Here is a 15,454-nt window from a genome sequence, read left to right as displayed (position 1 = left end):
GTAGCGAATTAAGGTGCCGATTGTGTATCGACAACTTCACGTTAATTAGGTTTTTAAATTTTTGCCGTATTGTAATGGATGTTAAAGACAAAACCTGAGATCTAGCTAGCAAGTGATACAAAGAAAAGCATCATTACTGGCACGAGCAAGCTCAAAATAAAGCCACTAACAATGGCAACGGGTACGCAACGTACGCCGCCCGTTGTTTGGATGACTGGCAAAGTAAAGTCCATTGCGGTTGCTCCTGCATAACCAATAGCGGTACACGGGTAACGGCGGATAAATAGTGGAATGGCAACTAATGCCACTAACTCACGCATAAGCTCTATCAGGAAAGACGCTCCACCGAATACGGGACCGAAAGCGTCTCCCATCAAGATACCAGCCAATGAATACCAGCCAAACCCAGATGCCATGGCCAATGCTTTATATAGCGGAAGATCCAGAACAAATGAGGCGATTACGCCACCAAGCATACAAGTAACAATAATAACGGCCGCGATTGCCATGCCTTGCTTATTTAACAAAATCTGTCTGAGGGTAAGACCACTATTGCGTAATTGAATTCCAATGAAGAACAGCAAGAGGAACAATATCCACTCGCTTGCCGTATCTACCCAGGACAGATCAATGGGAAGGATTAAACCTACGACTAAGCCACCGCCGACGACGAGGATCAATTTTGCAGACTCCAAAGCCATAGAAGAAAGAGGTAACTTACTGTGAATTTGATCGGTTTTGAGAGGAATTATCTTATCGACAAGAGGCAGTGCCAAAAGGTTACACATACTTAAACAAATGAAAAAAGTACTCGCATAAAGAAGAATGCTTTGTAAATTGCTACCCAGATTATCAAGTGCAGCCAAGCTCAGCCCCATCAACGACAGAATGACGTAGATAAGGTAAGAGGTGGATTGGTTGATTTTCTCGAGTATCGAAGCGCGAGAAATAGGAATTAAGTACCCGACAACGAGTGGGGCAAATATGAATAGCATCCCTGAGAACATAAAACTCAATTATTCCTTTGTTAGGCAAGCCTAAATTGGCCACAGATAAAAGTGCACTCAACCTTGAGTGGAGCCATTACTGTGGATGACGTTATAATTAAAAATAAGGTTTACAAGCCACTGGTCGTTAAAACCGTGTTCATTTCCTGACGGAAGTCCTGATCACTCATATTGCTGAGGTCATAGAGGATCTCGGCTCCCGTTAGATTGATTTCCACTTCGTGTTCGTCAATGCGCTCATCTTGATTGCGGAACATTAACAGATGGTGTGCAATTCTAGCTATGTCTAAGTAACTGACTTCAGGGCGAGAAGTGATGTACTTTTCGTTCGATGACACTTCTCTGTAATCGTTATCAAATCCCCAGCGTTCTAACACCAGATTACTGGTTGTAGAACAACGTGTTTGGAAGATTTGTAACGCAATGTCTTGATCGAGGTAGTTGCCTCTTTCGATGTACATATTGTACTCATTAACAAGACAAAATAGGCCAATATCTGCTAACAAACCGACTAACAATGCTTTTTCTTGTTCAAGGTGTCCATAAGTCACAGGGTCGTGCTTATGAAACTCTTGCACAATTAACACCATCACAGCACCAAGCTCGCGGGAAACCGCAGCACTTTTCACCATTATCGCGTTACATTCGCTGGTTAGGTTTAATGAGTGCTTCAACTGCTCAATTGCTTGAGCTGTAACAATGTCACGTACGCGTAGAATGCCTAAACGCGAGACCGCCGTTGTTAGATCATTACAGGTGATGTTTCTACGATTGAAAATTACCGAATTCGCGACCCTAACCACAACTGCTGCTAACCCAGGGTCTTCTAACAAACAATTCGCAATATCGGCGATTGTTGTGTTTTCTTCTTGGCACAACTGCTGAATTTTGAGCACGACATCAGGTATCGGAGGTAAAGAAATCTTACCGATAGCAATAGACTGTTCTACCAGTTGGGCGAACTCGGATTCTAGCGCTTTTAAAAGCTTATCTTTGTTATTTGGTAGCCAAAAAAATGATAGATGTTCCATTATGACGTTGTGCTTATAATCTTTGGTACAGTGTACCCTTTCAACACGCCCATTATCAATGAAATGCGTGCTCTGTATTCTCAATTGACTAACATATCTTGATGAATTGTTGATTCAGGTTATAGGGTGTCAAAAAAATACCGCTACAAAGAAGGATAACTGTGAAATCAATCACGTATGAGGAATTTATACTTTTTTATATGTGACTTATGTCCAAACTTATTTTTCGTCGTTAAGTATGATTGAGCAAGTTGGTAAGCACAAATCACAAATATATCGCCAACAAATCGACATTTTATAATTCGCTACAAGCTGCTGTTCATCTGGTGACATCGCTAATCGGGGTAATTTATTCAGATTAAAGAGGTCAATGGACATGACAGACCAAGCTTTTTTTAAGTACGTACGCAATTTTAGTCAGTATCAGAAACGTTCCATGTTTGGTGGCATCGGTTTATTTTGCGATGACGCTATGTTTGCACTTGTTAGTAACGACTGTTGTTATTTACGTGGAGGTAATGGGCTGGACGAAGAGCTGATTCGGCTAAATTGTGAAAAATATAAGCACGTCAAGAGACAAACGACGGCAACCGTTAACTATTATGACGTGACAGAACTGTTTGAATCCGGCTTTTCCGGGTTGGATAAGCTGTTACAAAAATCAATTGAGTACGCAGTTAAGGAACGTAAATACCAAAAATCTTCAGCGAGTAGACGACTGAGGGATCTACCTAACATGCAACTTACGCTTGAGCGTATGGTGAAAAAAGCCGGTGTTGAAGATGTTGAAGCATTTTTGGAACTCGGACCTGTGGAAGTTTTCAATAAAGTAAGACAAGCCTACGGCAACGATGTAGATGTCAAATTGCTGTGGAAGTTTGCTGGTGCAATAGATGGAGTGCACTGGAAGCTTATTCAAGAGCCACGTAAAAAACAGCTATTGGAATTGTGTAATTAACGCAATGAGTTCGCACAACGATTGCTTTGCTCTGGCGTTAGCGATTCGTAACAGTAAGCGTTGAAAGTAGAAAAGGGATATTGATACTTTTGACCACTTTATTTGAGTTTTTCATTGTAACTAAATAAAAAAACCGAGGCATAAGCCTCGGTTTTTGTTTTTCGCTTGTGTTTATTAGAACTTGAAGCGTGTAGTGAACATAACTTGATCACCGTAGAAGTCGTTAATGCGCGCTTCTGCACCTAGAGAGAACAGCTCAGTTGAGTGGAAGCGTGCATAGGCTGCACCCATCCAATCGTCGTTATCATCAATAGAAACGTAACCAACTTTACCACCCACTTCTAATTGAGGGCCTAACCACTGACGAACGCCTAGGTTTAACTCCATGCCAACATCAGTACTGCTTGAGTGGGATGGTTGGACAACACGCATCAGCATTTCACCTGTTAGGTCTGCCCAGTTATTTAGCGGTGAATGGAAACCAAAACCGGCTGCTGAATCAAAGTCGCTTTCAAACTCAGAATCGATACGAGCCACTACGTGTGCATTTGGGTGAATGGACTTGCTGACTCCAGCACCAAATGTCACCGGACTTGCGCCAATGCGAGCTTCGAAGTAGTCGTAGCTAAAGTTGCTCATAGTTGCAGGCGTATTGCCGTTTGCAGCTAGGGCATGGCTTGATGCTAACAATAGGGCTGTGGCTAATAGTGTCTTACGCATAACTAACGATAAACCTTGTTTATTTTTCCATGAGTTCAAGCAAACACTTGAACCGTAATCTTATTTGTCCGACATCATAATCAAAAGAAAGGTCTACGACCAACATAAATGTGTCGATGTTTTGTCAATTAACTTATTTGTTATTCAGTTTAAGCAAAAAATGCGCCATGTATGGTGGCGCACTTATGACGGTTTTGTTTATTCGCCAAAGCTTGCTCTGCGTTCCGCCATCGCATTTAAAATGGCCTCTGAGTCAAGGACGGTTGTCCAAGATAACAAGTCATCATCCTGTTCGATCACGAACGAAGTTAACTGGGAAAGGATCGCCTGTCTTAGTGCGTCTCCTTTCCAAGGCTTGGCAATGTAATAGTCTAAACTGTCGTGATTAATAGCCTCAACGGTGTCTTCTAATCCAGCCTGACCCGTCAGTAACACTTTGCGGGCACTTCTTGTGTCGGCATTTTGACTGAGTTCGATCAAAAAGCTAATTCCGTTTTGTTCTGGCATAATGTGATCACACAAAATGAGAGCAAGCTTCACTTCTTCTTCCGCCATGTCTTCAATCACTTGTCTTGCTTCTGTTACGGACTCAGCACCTTCTAGAATGAAGTGTTCTTCGAAGGGAGCCAAATCTTGCAACACGCTATCCAAGACTTCTCTTTCGTCATCGACGCATAAAATTAGATACTTTGTCATATTTCATCTCCTTCTTCGATGACTGGTAACCAGACTGTCATACGAGTGTACTTGTTGAGTTCTGATTCCACTTCAATCCATCCGTGGTGAGCGGAAACGATTTGCTGGCAGATAGAAAGCCCGATGCCTAAGCCAAAGTTGCCTACTTTTTTGGTCGTAAAGTTGAGTTCAAAAATCGATGTCTTCTGTGATTCCGGAATGCCACAACCATTGTCTTCGAATGAAATAACGGCATATCTCTTTTGATCTTTCTCTACCTGCCTTGTCTGGATTTTTAAAACACCTTTCTCAGGAAAAGCGTCAATAGCGTTTGAAACTAGATTCGTCCAAACCTGTTGCAAAGCGATAGGCTGGCAAAGAATACGCGGTAACTTATCGTAGTCTGTTGAAACTTGGTGAATTTTCAACTTGTTTTCAAAGATAACTAAGGTGTCCTCTATGCCTTCATGTATATCAGCGTAGTGCATGCTTTCATCATCGGCGCGTGCATAACCTTTTAAGCTCTTTACCATATCGGCGATGCGGGCTGCACACACGTTAATTGAACGCAATGAAGCTCCCGCTTTATGATATTGCTCAAGTGTGCCAAGTGTCTGGGCAGCACTATGCCGTTTTTTCGCTAGCTGGGACAAAAACGCACTATCTGACTCCAAGCCGAGACTGACGATTTTTTTGGCTAACGTGCGATCCGGTAGGATAGGGTTAAGTTGTTTTACTCGTGTTCTCAGCTCTGCGGTAGAGGCAGGCTTAGAGTTTTGGGCTTGAGACAGCAGCTGTACGCCCTTGCTCTGTATATCCGAAGTAGGAAGTTCGGTCAGTAGGCTTTCGAGGGTATGAGTGAGGTTTTCTACCCCCCTCAAAATAGCTGCAATAGGGTTGTTGAGTTCATGGGCGACACCGGCAACGAGCTGACCAAGCATGGCCATTTTTTCTCGCTCTATTAGTTGTTGATGAGCCGACTCTAACGATTCAAGTGTTTTTTGCAGTTGTAACTTGGTCTTGATGCTGCGTTGCAAACGTCGATTAAAGTGTCGAAGTAGTAAGTTGGTGAAGAGTGGCAGAAGATTAGAGTCACTTTGCATGACACTGTGGAACACCTTCCGGTCGAGTTTGATCACTTCCGTCTTCGATAACGTCAGCGCAGTAGAAAAGGAGTTTTCACCCGTTACGAATGACATACTGCCGACAATATTACCTTTTGTATAGCGAACGACTTCTCGTTGAACGCCTTGCTCATCTTTCTTGTATAGCGCAACGTCTCCGTTGGTAATAAACCAGAGAAAGTTGTTTGGCTCACCTTCAACCGTCAATAAGTGCTCTGGTGAGTAGGTCCGGCAAGCGTGGGTATCATCACTGTCTTTGAAAAACAGCTGTAAGGCAGAAATGACCTGTTCTGCGAGCTCTTCATCTGGCATTTCATGGTAGTCGTCATGCAGAAATCCCGCTTGGTATTTCTGCATCTGATTTTCAACGTGTGCTCGAAGCAATTTATGCGGATCCAGTACCTGGCTGTAGCCGAGCAAGTCCTCATGACAGTAGCGTAAAATAAACTGGGTTAGCTCTTTTTGAACGGTGTTATATAAAACCTTATCAGGGAGTGGCTTTGTGAGACAGTGGTCTAGTCGACCTTCATTGACAGCCGTAAGAATTGCTTGGATATCCGAGGAACAACTGATGAGGATTTTGCGCGCGCTTTCGGTATGTGGTGCCCGGTCAAGACCAATCAGAAACTCCACGCCGTTAAAATGAGCGTGGTGGCTGGCGATGACGAGTGCGACTGTCTGATTCTGCTGTTCGAGATATTCAAGGGCACTTTGTGCTTCTTCAATGGATTCAACAGAAAAAATATCAAATTTGCTCGCGAAAGCAGACAGTTCCAATCGAAACTGTTCAGCACTGATTGGATTGTTATCAAGACACAATACAGCGTAGCGGTTCACAGGTATTTGAGCTCCGATTAAAACTTCTCCAAGCAGACTCTATCAATAAAAATATGGAATGAGTGCGAGCTGAGTATGATTCCTGATTAATGGTCTAGAATAAGCAACAATAGTCTGATTTATCTCAATGTTTTATCCACCGAGGGTTTGGGTTAGACTGAACACAAATACCTGAAAAGTGACGTTATGCAAAATTTGAAAAAACTTGGCGCCATTGGCGGTGCAATTTCACTCGCGCTTTGTTGGCCACTTGCAGTTGGTCAAATTGGCCAGTCCATCATTGAAGATAGTATCGCGAATTTGAACGATGAAATGATCAAAGGAGAAGTCATTGAGTATCAACGCGGGTACCTGTCTTCGGCTGTGTTAACTCGATATACAGTGGTTGACCCTGAGCTAAAGACACTGCTAATCAGTGACAACGTCCCAACAACCTTTGATGTGACCAGTGATGTGAGTCATGGTCTGACGAGTCTTACTGCAGATTCAAAATTAGTAGATAGCGACTCTGTGCCGCTTACGTTGCGCAGTCAGACTCAACTCAATGGTAATACCGCGTTTACACTTAATCTAGATAGTTGGCATTACCGAAATGAAGTCGAAGATCTTTCGGTATCGACAAGCCCGGTAAAAGTATCGGGCAATGTGACGGTTTTGGGAGACCTCAATTATCAGGTTTCTGTCCCTTATGTTCAGGTTGATTTCGGCAATGGGGATGAGTTGCATTTGAACGGTTTAACTGGGCAGGGTAAAGGAAAACAAGTTAAAGGCTACTGGTTAGGCGAGCAGGCTTTTTCTTTAGAGAAACTGGATGTGGTGGACTCTGCCATGACCCCAGTATTTTTAATTGAAAATGCAAATTACAGTGGTAACACCGCTACGGATGAGGCGGGTGAAAAGCTGAATAGCCAGTTCAATCTTGCAGCGCAAACCATGCGATTGACGGACGGCACGGATGTTGACAACTTTAAGCTCGACTTTTCTATCAAGGATGTAGATAGCCAATCGTTTGATCAGATTATGTCGATTTATCAGAGCTCAGCGGTGTTGAGCGAGCAAGAAATCAACAACCTATTACCTCACATTGATACGTTGTTTAACAAAGGTTTTAACCTTTCCGTTAATGAACTGTCGCTCGCGTTTGGTGAAGGGACGTTCCATAACGAATGGGAATTGTCTGTCCCACAAGGCACTGAGCAAATCACGCAGAACCCGATGAAGTTGGTCAATGTGACTAACGGAGCCTTGAGTACTTATTTCTCCGATGAATTGGTTGAGCGTTATCCGTTTATTCAAGAAGGGATAGATGAATTGTTAATCATGGAGTTAATAGAAAAAGTTGAGGGTGGTTATCAACTTAAAGCTCAAATTGGTGATGGAAAGTTAAAATTCGAAAACGGACACGAATTTCCCTTGATCGCGTTATTGATGCCTGCTTTGATGCAAAAATAGACAGCTACTGTTAGTTAATTACGCTCATAGGGCGTTTTCAATTTAAAAAGAGGTCGTAGGACCTCTTTTCTTGTTTTTATCGCCGTAAAAACGTGATATACCCAACATATATCAAGATGAAGGCATCGGAGCTTTGTTAGAGAGTTTTCGCACGATAAATAGTGTCTGCGCTGATGACCACACAAGCCTTCCCTAGCCGACATCTCGAGATTATTTGAGTACATTAATTTCGACATATATTTAGCAGGAGCAATGAGCATCATGGAACAAAATACGGACATCGTATTTAACTTCAGCGCAGGACCAGCAGGTCTGCCAAAAGCAGTTATGCAACAAGCACAAAACGAACTATTAAACTGGCAAGGTCTGGGCACATCCGTGATGGAAATTAGCCACCGAAGCAAGGAGTTCATTAAAGTTGCTGAAGAAGCGGAACAAGATCTGCGTGACCTTTTAAATATTCCAGAGAACTACAAAGTCCTATTTTGCCAAGGTGGCGCTCGCGCTCAGTTTGCTGCTGTACCACTTAACCTTCTAGGTGAAGCAAAAGTAGCCACTTACATTGATGGCGGTTACTGGGCTGAAAGTGCAGTTGCGGAAGCGAAAAAATATTGCGAACCTGATGTTTTTGATGCGAAAACGGAAATTAATGGCAAACTGGCGGTAAAGCCTGCAAGTGAATGGGAAATTGCGCCAGAAGCTGCGTATGTTCACTTCTGCCCTAACGAAACCATTGATGGTATTGAAATCAACGATTTGCCTGTTACGGACAAGCCAATTGTTGCAGACATGTCTTCCACTATTCTTTCACGTGAAATCGACGTTTCTAAATACGGCGTCATCTACGCGGGTGCTCAGAAAAACATTGGCCCATCTGGTATTTCTATCGTTATCGTGCGTGATGATTTATTGGGTCTGGCGAAACAAGAGCTGCCTAGCATTCTAGACTACACCGTACTTGCAGAAAAAGAGTCTATGTTTAACACGCCTCCAACATTTGCTTGGTACCTATCTGGTCTCGTATTCAAATGGCTAAAAGCAGAGGGTGGTGTTAAGAGTATCGAGAAAGTGAATCGTGCAAAAGCGAAATTGCTTTACGATTTCATCGATCAGTCAGATTTCTACCGTAACGGTATCCACTCTGCGAACCGCTCATTAATGAACGTACCGTTCCAGTTAGCGAAGCCAGAGCTTGATAGCACTTTCTTAGAGCTAGCCGATGCTAAAGGCTTGAAGTCTCTGAAAGGTCACCGTGCTGTAGGTGGTATGCGTGCGTCTATCTACAACGCAATGACACTAGAAGGTGTTGAGGCGCTTGTGAACTTTATGAAAGAGTTCGAAGAAAAGTACGCCTAGTTTAAACCAACGCTGAACTGCTCAAAGCGTCGCACTTGCGGCGCTTTTGTTTAACTAACCAATGCTTGGGTAAATTAGCCAAACAGAATACCACTTTTCATGTTGAGCACTTTACTTCGGCAAAGATTGAATAAGGTGGGATTAACATGGATTTGCTCGACACCGAAGAACTACAAAAACAATTTCCCCTCCTAACGCAGTTAATCGATTTGAAAGAAGTCTGCTGGTTTAACCCAAATGTGACCTCTTTAGAAGAGGGCTTACCCTATGTTGGTTTAGACGCCGTAGATATTGATGCTGCGAGCCAGCGCCTAAAGCGATTCGCGCCTTACATAATGAAAGCTTTTCCTGAAACTGAATCCTCTAATGGTATTATTGAATCGCCTATTGTTGATATTCCGAAGATGAAAGCTTGTCTGGAAACCCAGTATAAAACCCCGATCTCGGGTCGCTTACTGTTGAAGAAGGACAGCCATTTACCCATCTCTGGCTCTATCAAAGCGCGTGGTGGTATTTACGAGGTACTGACGCATGCTGAAAAACTCGCAATAGAAGCAGGATTGCTGGCGGAAGAGGATGACTACAGTAAGCTCATTAGCGAAGAATTTCGGCAGTTTTTCCAACAATACTCAATCGCAGTAGGTTCGACAGGCAATTTAGGTATGTCGATTGGTATAATGAGTGCAAAACTTGGGTTTTCTGTTTCAGTCCACATGTCTGCCGATGCTCGCCAATGGAAGAAAGACAAACTCCGTTCTCATGGTGTTAACGTTGTTGAGTACGAACAAGATTACGGCGTAGCGGTGGAGCAGGGTCGTAAAGAAGCTGAGCAAGATCCTAACTGTTTTTTTATTGATGACGAAAATTCGCAAACTCTATTCTTGGGGTATTCAGTCGCAGGGGAGCGTTTAAAGCAGCAGTTTGAAGAGTTAGGTATTGCTGTTGATGAACACCATCCACTGTTTGTCTACTTACCATGTGGGGTTGGCGGCGGACCCGGTGGGGTCGCATTTGGTCTCAAAATGGCTTTTGGAGATAACGTTCATTGTATTTTTGCTGAGCCAACTCATTCTCCCTGCATGTTATTAGGTGTGCATACCGGTTTGCACGACCAAATTTCAGTTCAGGATTTAGGTATTGATAATGTTACCGCCGCTGATGGTTTAGCGGTAGGAAGAGCTTCCGGTTTTGTCGGGAGGGCGATGGAAAGGTTGTTAGACGGGTATTACACCATTTCTGATCAACGTATGTACCATCATTTAGGTCAGTTGAGTGAACTTGAAAATATCCGTCTTGAACCCTCTGCGCTTGCTGGAATGGTCGGAGCGGTTCATGTATCGAATAACAGTGAATATCGGGCTCGTATGCAAATTAGCAAGGATAAACTTAGTGGTGCAACGCATCTCGTTTGGGCAACGGGTGGTGGTATGGTTCCAGAAGCAGAAATGGCGGCATATTTAGCTCAGTCAGAACACTGTGTTTGATGCTTCCAAATAAAAAGGGCTCATCTTGTGATGAGCCCTTTGCGTATCTTTTAGATCTATAGAGACTGTAACAACTGGTAGTAGCGACCTTGTTGCGCTACCAACGCTTGGTGGTCGCCTTGCTCTATGATTTCCCCTTGCTCCATTAAGCAGATGTTATCCATGCTCTCTAGCTCGATGAGTCGGTGAGTAATGAACACCACTGTCTTATTAGCAAAGTGCTGGTTAAATAACGTCATCACTTTCTGCTCTGTGCGCTTGTCTAGACCCTCAGTAGGTTCATCCAAGAGCAAGATAGGCGCATTTCGTAACAGTGCTCGAGCGATGCCAATACGACGCTTTTCACCACCGGAAAGCTGGCGTCCACCGTCGCCTAACCATGCATCTAATCCCGGCTCTTCAAGCAAAGCGCCAAGTTCCACTTTATTCAGGATCTCTGCAAGTTGCTCATCGGTTGCATCCGGTGCCGCCAAGAGTAGGTTGTCACGTAGCGTGCCGTTTAATACGTCTACACGCTGGCTTACGACGGTAATGGCTGAACGTAGATCAGATTCGGCCCAGTCTTTTAGTGACGCGCCACCAATGCGTACTTCACCTTGGTTAACGTCCCAGTAGCGACACAGCAGTTGAATGAGAGTCGACTTGCCTGAACCAGTTTGACCAACCACTGCGGTTTTTGAACCCAAAGGTAGAGATAGCGATAAATCGCTTAGCACTTTTTGCTGGCCATCAGGATAAGCAAAGCTAATTTTGTCAAACTCGATATCTAACGGTTTGTCTTCACGGTTCGATTGCTCAGGAAAAACAACATCCGGTTTGGCAAGAATAACTTCGTTCAGTCGACGTGCCGACGTCAAGGTTTGACCTAGATACTGAAACGCGCCTGCAATAGGCATCAGGATCTCGAAACTTGCCATGGTTGCAAAAGCGAAAAGCGCAATCCACGGATCTGGAGCTCGCCCACCGACGCCATCTGCGGCAAGCCATAACATCATTACCAGTGTCAGGCCGTTAGCCAGCATAAGTAGCCCTGATGCCATACCGGTGAGATTCGCGTTAACAAACTGATTAGAAAGCAGCTGTTTTTGCTTGTCTAAAATCAAGTTGCGGTAACGTTCTTCCGCACCAAAAATGCTTAGTTCGCTATAGCCTTGCAGCCAGTCAAGTGTTGCAATGCGTAGTTCAGCTTTGCGGTGTGTTAGGTGCGCACCATTCTTTTTGCCGAGTTTGTAGAACAGCACCGGCCAAACCAACAGCATGACAGTGAGTACTGAACCCAACAGCATTGCTAAATGCCAGTCAAAGAATGCCAGTACTGCGGTTAAACTTAGGATACCGAATATACCAATGATCACGGGGCTAATAAGGCGTAGATAGACGTGATCCATCGCATCCACATCAGCAACCAAGCGGTTAAGCACGTCCGCATCACGCATGGAGGAAACTCGCCCCGGCATGAGCGGAGTCAGTTTCTCGAAGAAGAAGATGCGCAAATCGGTCAGCAGCTTAAACGTTGCGTTGTGGCTTACCACGCGCTCACCCCAACGGCCAGCGGTACGTGCCATGGCTGCACCGCGGACACCTGCGCCAGGAAGCATGTAGTTAAAGGTTTCTCTTGCGATGGTTAAACCTGCGACTGAAGCAGCAGAAATAAACCAACCAGAAAGGGTTAACAATCCGATTGAAGCCGCAAGAGTCAGGAACGCTAATAGCATCCCCAATGACAAACCAAACCAGTGCTTTTTATACAGTTTTAAGTAAGGGAGTAAATCACGCATCTAAGTTCCCCTTATCTGATTCACGCTGGGCTAAATTAGCTTCTAACATGTCTTTGAATAAACCGTCCTCAGACGAGAGAGTTGCGTAGTCACCACGCTGTACAATCTGACCGTTTTGCATCACCAAGATCTGTGAGACGTTTTTCAATGGTGCAAGCTGGTGAGTGATCATCAAATTCGTGGTTGATTGGGTATATTTACTAATCCCTTCCATAACCAGTCTTTCACTGCGAGCATCTAAACTTGCGGTTGGTTCATCGAGTAACCAAAAACGCCCGTTTTGCAGCATAGCGCGAGAAAGAGCCAGACGTTGTGCCTGACCAACGGACAAACCGCCAGAACGATCAGAAATTGGGTAATCCAGTCCGTGCATCTCAACAAATTCCGCCGCGTGTGAGTCTTTCAAAGCGACATTGACTGCATCATCAAGGACGTTGTGTTTACCTAGCGTGACATTGTCACGGATACTGCCGTGAAGCAACATTGGGTTTTGACCAATCCAGCTAATGGTTTTCCGCCATGTGGCAAGATCGAGTTGTGACAACTCGCAACCGTTGATTGTTAGACTGCCTTGATAGGGCATAAATCCAAGAATCGTATTTACAAGGCTGGTTTTGCCTGCACCACTCGGCCCAACAAGTGCCGTGCTCTGGTTTGCTTTTAGCGAGAAGGTGAGAGGCCCAGCGAGCTGTTTACCTTCTGGGCTAAAGATGACGAGGTCATTAGCTTCAATCTCGATTGGTGTGTCCTGGTCTAGAGTCTGATTACCGTCTTTGACGTGGTCGACCTCCAGTTCCAAAAACTCGACAATACTTTCTGCTGCACCAACCGCCTGTTGCTTCGCGTGGTAGTAAGTGCCTAGATCACGCAGTGGCTGATAGAACTCAGGGGCTAAGATCAAAATAAATAGGCCAGCGAATAGCGTTACCCCAGCGCCATAGTAGCCAAAGTTTAGCTCACCGATGTAGCTGAAACCGAAGTAAACGGCGGTAATCGCAATGGAAATAGAGGTAAAGAACTCTAAAACTGCCGAAGATAGGAATGCGATTTTTAGTACATCCATAGTACGAGTACGGAAAACCTCAGATGCACCTTTAAGCGTTTCTGTTTCAGATTTTGTTCTGTCAAACAGACGGATAGTCGTCATGGCTTGCAGACGGTCGTAGAAGTGACCGGACAAACGCTGCATAGCTTTGAAGTTTTTACGGTTTGCTTCTGCGGCTTTTTTACCAACCAATGCCATAAATATAGGGACCAGAGGAGCGGTAACCAGGAAAATCAAACCAGCCGCCCAGTTTACTGGGAACACGACGATCAGAATGATAAAAGGAATCAATACCGATAACGACATTTGAGGAAGGTAGCGAGAGAAGAAATCTTGCATGTCTTCCACTTGCTCTAAGATCAGCGTTGCCCAGCTACCTGCTGGCTTACCTTTGATGTAAGCAGGTCCCAACTTATGGACCTTGTCCAAAATAAGTTGACGAATATAAACTCTGATCTGTTCTCCACAACGATAACCAGCGATTTCGCGACCCCAAGTACAGGCTGCACGACCAATAACGGTTCCACCCAGTCCGACAAAGTGCCAAATGAGTTCACTTTTGTCGACTTGTTCGATGATCAATTGATGAAGAATAGAGGCGAGCAGGGCTGCTTGAGCCAATAAAAACACGCTTGAAAGTACGCCTAGGCCGATCGCAATCATAAGCCAGCGCTTGGCTAACTTACTTTGTTGCTTAAGCCACTTGTTCAAGCTGCTATGCTTTTTCTTATCCATTGTAAAGGCTTAATAATAATTGTTTTAATGAGGCGGTAGTATACAAAAGAAAACCCAGCGGGAATACCGCTGGGTTTTAAGGATATGGCACAAATATGAAAAGTTATTTGTCATTCAGTGCGTCAAGGAAGCGTTCTGCATCCAATGCTGCCATACAGCCTGTACCCGCTGAAGTGATTGCTTGACGGTAGTTATGATCCATCACGTCGCCTGCCGCAAATACACCTTCGATACTGGTTTGCGTAGCGTTACCTTCTAAACCAGATTTAACGATGATGTAGCCATCTTTCATCTCAAGCTGGTCTTCAAAAATTTGCGTGTTTGGCTGGTGGCCGATCGCAATAAACGCACCCATTACATCGATATCTTCAGTGGCATCTGAGTTTACATCTTTAATGCGAACACCGGTAACGCCCATATCGTCCCCAAGAACTTCATCAAGGGTACGATCGGTATGAAGAATGATGTTACCGTTTTCCACTTTATCCATCAGGCGGTTCACTAAGATCTTTTCAGCGCGGAAAGAGTCACGGCGGTGAATCAGGTGTACTTCAGATGCGATGTTTGATAGGTAAAGCGCTTCTTCAACCGCAGTATTACCACCACCTACAACAGCCACTTTCTGGTTACGGTAGAAGAAACCGTCACAGGTTGCACAAGCAGAAACCCCACGGCCTTTAAAGGCTTCTTCAGAATCGAGGCCTAAGTATTTTGCTGACGCACCTGTTGAGATGATTAATGCATCACAGGTGTATTCACCAGAATCACCTTTAAGACGGAAAGGACGCTGAGATAATTCAACTTCATTGATGTGGTCAAACACGATTTCAGTTTCAAAGCGCTCAGCATGTTCTTTCATGCGTTCCATTAGCGCAGGACCTGTTAAGCCTTCCGCATCGCCAGGCCAGTTTTCAACTTCTGTTGTTGTGGTCAACTGACCACCTTGCTGCATTCCCGTTACCAGCACTGGGTTTAAATTTGCACGTGCAGCGTACACTGCCGCCGTGTAACCCGCAGGGCCAGAACCGAGAATTAATAGTTTACAATGTTTTACGTCGCTCATTATGGCTCCAAAAAGGGCTGAACATTTCCTTCGATTGTATGGAAATTCTTATAGCTTTAAAAGCATAAAGCAGGATAGAGATCGAATAATTGGTTATAGATTAGAACTTACTCAGAAGCAGTCGAATATTTATCCATTAGCATAAAACTCTGTTTCTAGTGGAGTTGTCTAGTTTCAAATGTTGTTAAA

12 protein-coding genes are annotated in these 15,454 nt (G+C 44.3%); 4 read left to right on the top strand and 8 right to left on the bottom strand.

The window, feature by feature from the left end; all coding sequences use genetic code 11:
- Positions 1-101 precede the first annotated feature (101 nt).
- Together L3V31_RS07815 and L3V31_RS07810 are read right to left on the bottom strand one after the other, a co-directional pair.
- Positions 102-1,007: a lysine exporter LysO family protein gene (locus L3V31_RS07815; RefSeq protein ID WP_237315791.1), complete on the bottom strand. Its 906-nt coding sequence runs from the start codon at positions 1,005-1,007 to the stop codon at positions 102-104.
- A 110-nt stretch (positions 1,008-1,117) separates the two neighbouring features.
- A complete protein-coding gene (locus L3V31_RS07810; RefSeq protein WP_237315524.1) occupies positions 1,118-2,038 on the bottom strand; it encodes an HDOD domain-containing protein in 921 nt (306 codons plus the stop codon).
- Between the two features lie 370 nt (positions 2,039-2,408).
- Between L3V31_RS07810 and L3V31_RS07805 the strand changes: the two genes are divergently transcribed.
- Positions 2,409-2,996, top strand: a complete 588-nt coding sequence (locus tag L3V31_RS07805; RefSeq protein ID WP_237315523.1) for a TfoX/Sxy family DNA transformation protein — start codon at positions 2,409-2,411, stop codon at positions 2,994-2,996.
- A gap of 174 nt (positions 2,997-3,170) precedes the next feature.
- Here L3V31_RS07805 and L3V31_RS07800 read toward each other — a convergent pair whose 3' ends face one another.
- From L3V31_RS07800 to L3V31_RS07790, 3 genes are all read right to left on the bottom strand, one after another.
- Positions 3,171-3,716 (bottom strand): hypothetical protein, encoded by a 546-nt coding sequence (locus L3V31_RS07800; protein ID WP_237315522.1) that lies wholly within the window; start codon positions 3,714-3,716, stop codon positions 3,171-3,173.
- Between the two features lie 198 nt (positions 3,717-3,914).
- On the bottom strand, positions 3,915-4,412 hold the full coding sequence (locus L3V31_RS07795) for a response regulator (protein WP_237315521.1): 498 nt from the start codon (positions 4,410-4,412) through the stop codon (positions 3,915-3,917).
- Positions 4,409-6,352, bottom strand: coding sequence for an ATP-binding protein (locus tag L3V31_RS07790; RefSeq protein WP_237315520.1), 1,944 nt, complete (start codon positions 6,350-6,352; stop codon positions 4,409-4,411). Before L3V31_RS07790 ends, L3V31_RS07795 begins: the two co-directional genes overlap by 4 nt.
- A gap of 186 nt (positions 6,353-6,538) precedes the next feature.
- Here L3V31_RS07790 and L3V31_RS07785 point away from each other — a divergent pair, with 186 nt between their 5' ends.
- The 3 genes from L3V31_RS07785 to L3V31_RS07775 all read left to right on the top strand — a co-directional run bounded on the left by L3V31_RS07785 (position 6,539) and on the right by L3V31_RS07775 (position 10,644).
- Positions 6,539-7,804 carry a DUF945 family protein gene (locus tag L3V31_RS07785; RefSeq protein WP_237315519.1) on the top strand — a complete coding sequence of 422 codons (1,266 nt, stop codon included), beginning with the start codon at positions 6,539-6,541 and terminating at the stop codon, positions 7,802-7,804.
- A 252-nt stretch (positions 7,805-8,056) separates the two neighbouring features.
- Entirely contained in the window at positions 8,057-9,160 is a 1,104-nt protein-coding gene (serC, locus tag L3V31_RS07780; RefSeq protein WP_237315518.1) for a 3-phosphoserine/phosphohydroxythreonine transaminase, read from the top strand.
- A gap of 146 nt (positions 9,161-9,306) precedes the next feature.
- Positions 9,307-10,644 (top strand): D-serine ammonia-lyase, encoded by a 1,338-nt coding sequence (locus L3V31_RS07775; RefSeq protein WP_237315517.1) that lies wholly within the window; start codon positions 9,307-9,309, stop codon positions 10,642-10,644.
- A gap of 56 nt (positions 10,645-10,700) precedes the next feature.
- On the opposite strand, the gene cydC is transcribed toward L3V31_RS07775, so the two are convergent.
- The 3 genes from cydC to trxB all read right to left on the bottom strand — a co-directional run bounded on the left by cydC (position 10,701) and on the right by trxB (position 15,265).
- Positions 10,701-12,422, bottom strand: coding sequence for a cysteine/glutathione ABC transporter ATP-binding protein/permease CydC (cydC, locus tag L3V31_RS07770; RefSeq protein WP_237315516.1), 1,722 nt, complete (start codon positions 12,420-12,422; stop codon positions 10,701-10,703).
- Positions 12,415-14,202 carry a cysteine/glutathione ABC transporter permease/ATP-binding protein CydD gene (gene cydD / locus L3V31_RS07765; protein ID WP_237315515.1) on the bottom strand — a complete coding sequence of 596 codons (1,788 nt, stop codon included), beginning with the start codon at positions 14,200-14,202 and terminating at the stop codon, positions 12,415-12,417. Before cydD ends, cydC begins: the two co-directional genes overlap by 8 nt.
- Positions 14,203-14,305: 103 nt before the next feature.
- Positions 14,306-15,265: a thioredoxin-disulfide reductase gene (gene trxB, locus L3V31_RS07760; RefSeq protein WP_237315514.1), complete on the bottom strand. Its 960-nt coding sequence runs from the start codon at positions 15,263-15,265 to the stop codon at positions 14,306-14,308.
- Positions 15,266-15,454 lie beyond the last annotated feature (189 nt).

This window comes from Vibrio sp. J1-1, from assembly GCF_021728395.1.
GTDB lineage: Bacteria > Pseudomonadota > Gammaproteobacteria > Enterobacterales > Vibrionaceae > Vibrio.
Note: the sequence above shows the minus strand (reverse complement) of the source record. Positions and strands in the feature narration are given on the sequence as shown.

What these genes read in the sequence shown, in the direction of transcription:
- L3V31_RS07815 (WP_237315791.1), bottom strand. Translation starts at nt 1,007, where the DNA reads ATGTTCTCAGGGATGCTATTCATATTTGCCCCACTCGTTGTCGGGTAC.
- L3V31_RS07810 (WP_237315524.1), bottom strand. Translation starts at nt 2,038, where the DNA reads ATGGAACATCTATCATTTTTTTGGCTACCAAATAACAAAGATAAGCTT.
- L3V31_RS07805 (WP_237315523.1), top strand. Translation starts at nt 2,409, where the DNA reads ATGGACATGACAGACCAAGCTTTTTTTAAGTACGTACGCAATTTTAGT.
- L3V31_RS07800 (WP_237315522.1), bottom strand. Translation starts at nt 3,716, where the DNA reads ATGCGTAAGACACTATTAGCCACAGCCCTATTGTTAGCATCAAGCCAT.
- L3V31_RS07795 (WP_237315521.1), bottom strand. Translation starts at nt 4,412, where the DNA reads ATGACAAAGTATCTAATTTTATGCGTCGATGACGAAAGAGAAGTCTTG.
- L3V31_RS07785 (WP_237315519.1), top strand. Translation starts at nt 6,539, where the DNA reads ATGCAAAATTTGAAAAAACTTGGCGCCATTGGCGGTGCAATTTCACTC.
- serC (WP_237315518.1), top strand. Translation starts at nt 8,057, where the DNA reads ATGAGCATCATGGAACAAAATACGGACATCGTATTTAACTTCAGCGCA.
- L3V31_RS07775 (WP_237315517.1), top strand. Translation starts at nt 9,307, where the DNA reads ATGGATTTGCTCGACACCGAAGAACTACAAAAACAATTTCCCCTCCTA.
- cydC (WP_237315516.1), bottom strand. Translation starts at nt 12,422, where the DNA reads ATGCGTGATTTACTCCCTTACTTAAAACTGTATAAAAAGCACTGGTTT.
- cydD (WP_237315515.1), bottom strand. Translation starts at nt 14,202, where the DNA reads ATGGATAAGAAAAAGCATAGCAGCTTGAACAAGTGGCTTAAGCAACAA.
- trxB (WP_237315514.1), bottom strand. Translation starts at nt 15,265, where the DNA reads ATGAGCGACGTAAAACATTGTAAACTATTAATTCTCGGTTCTGGCCCT.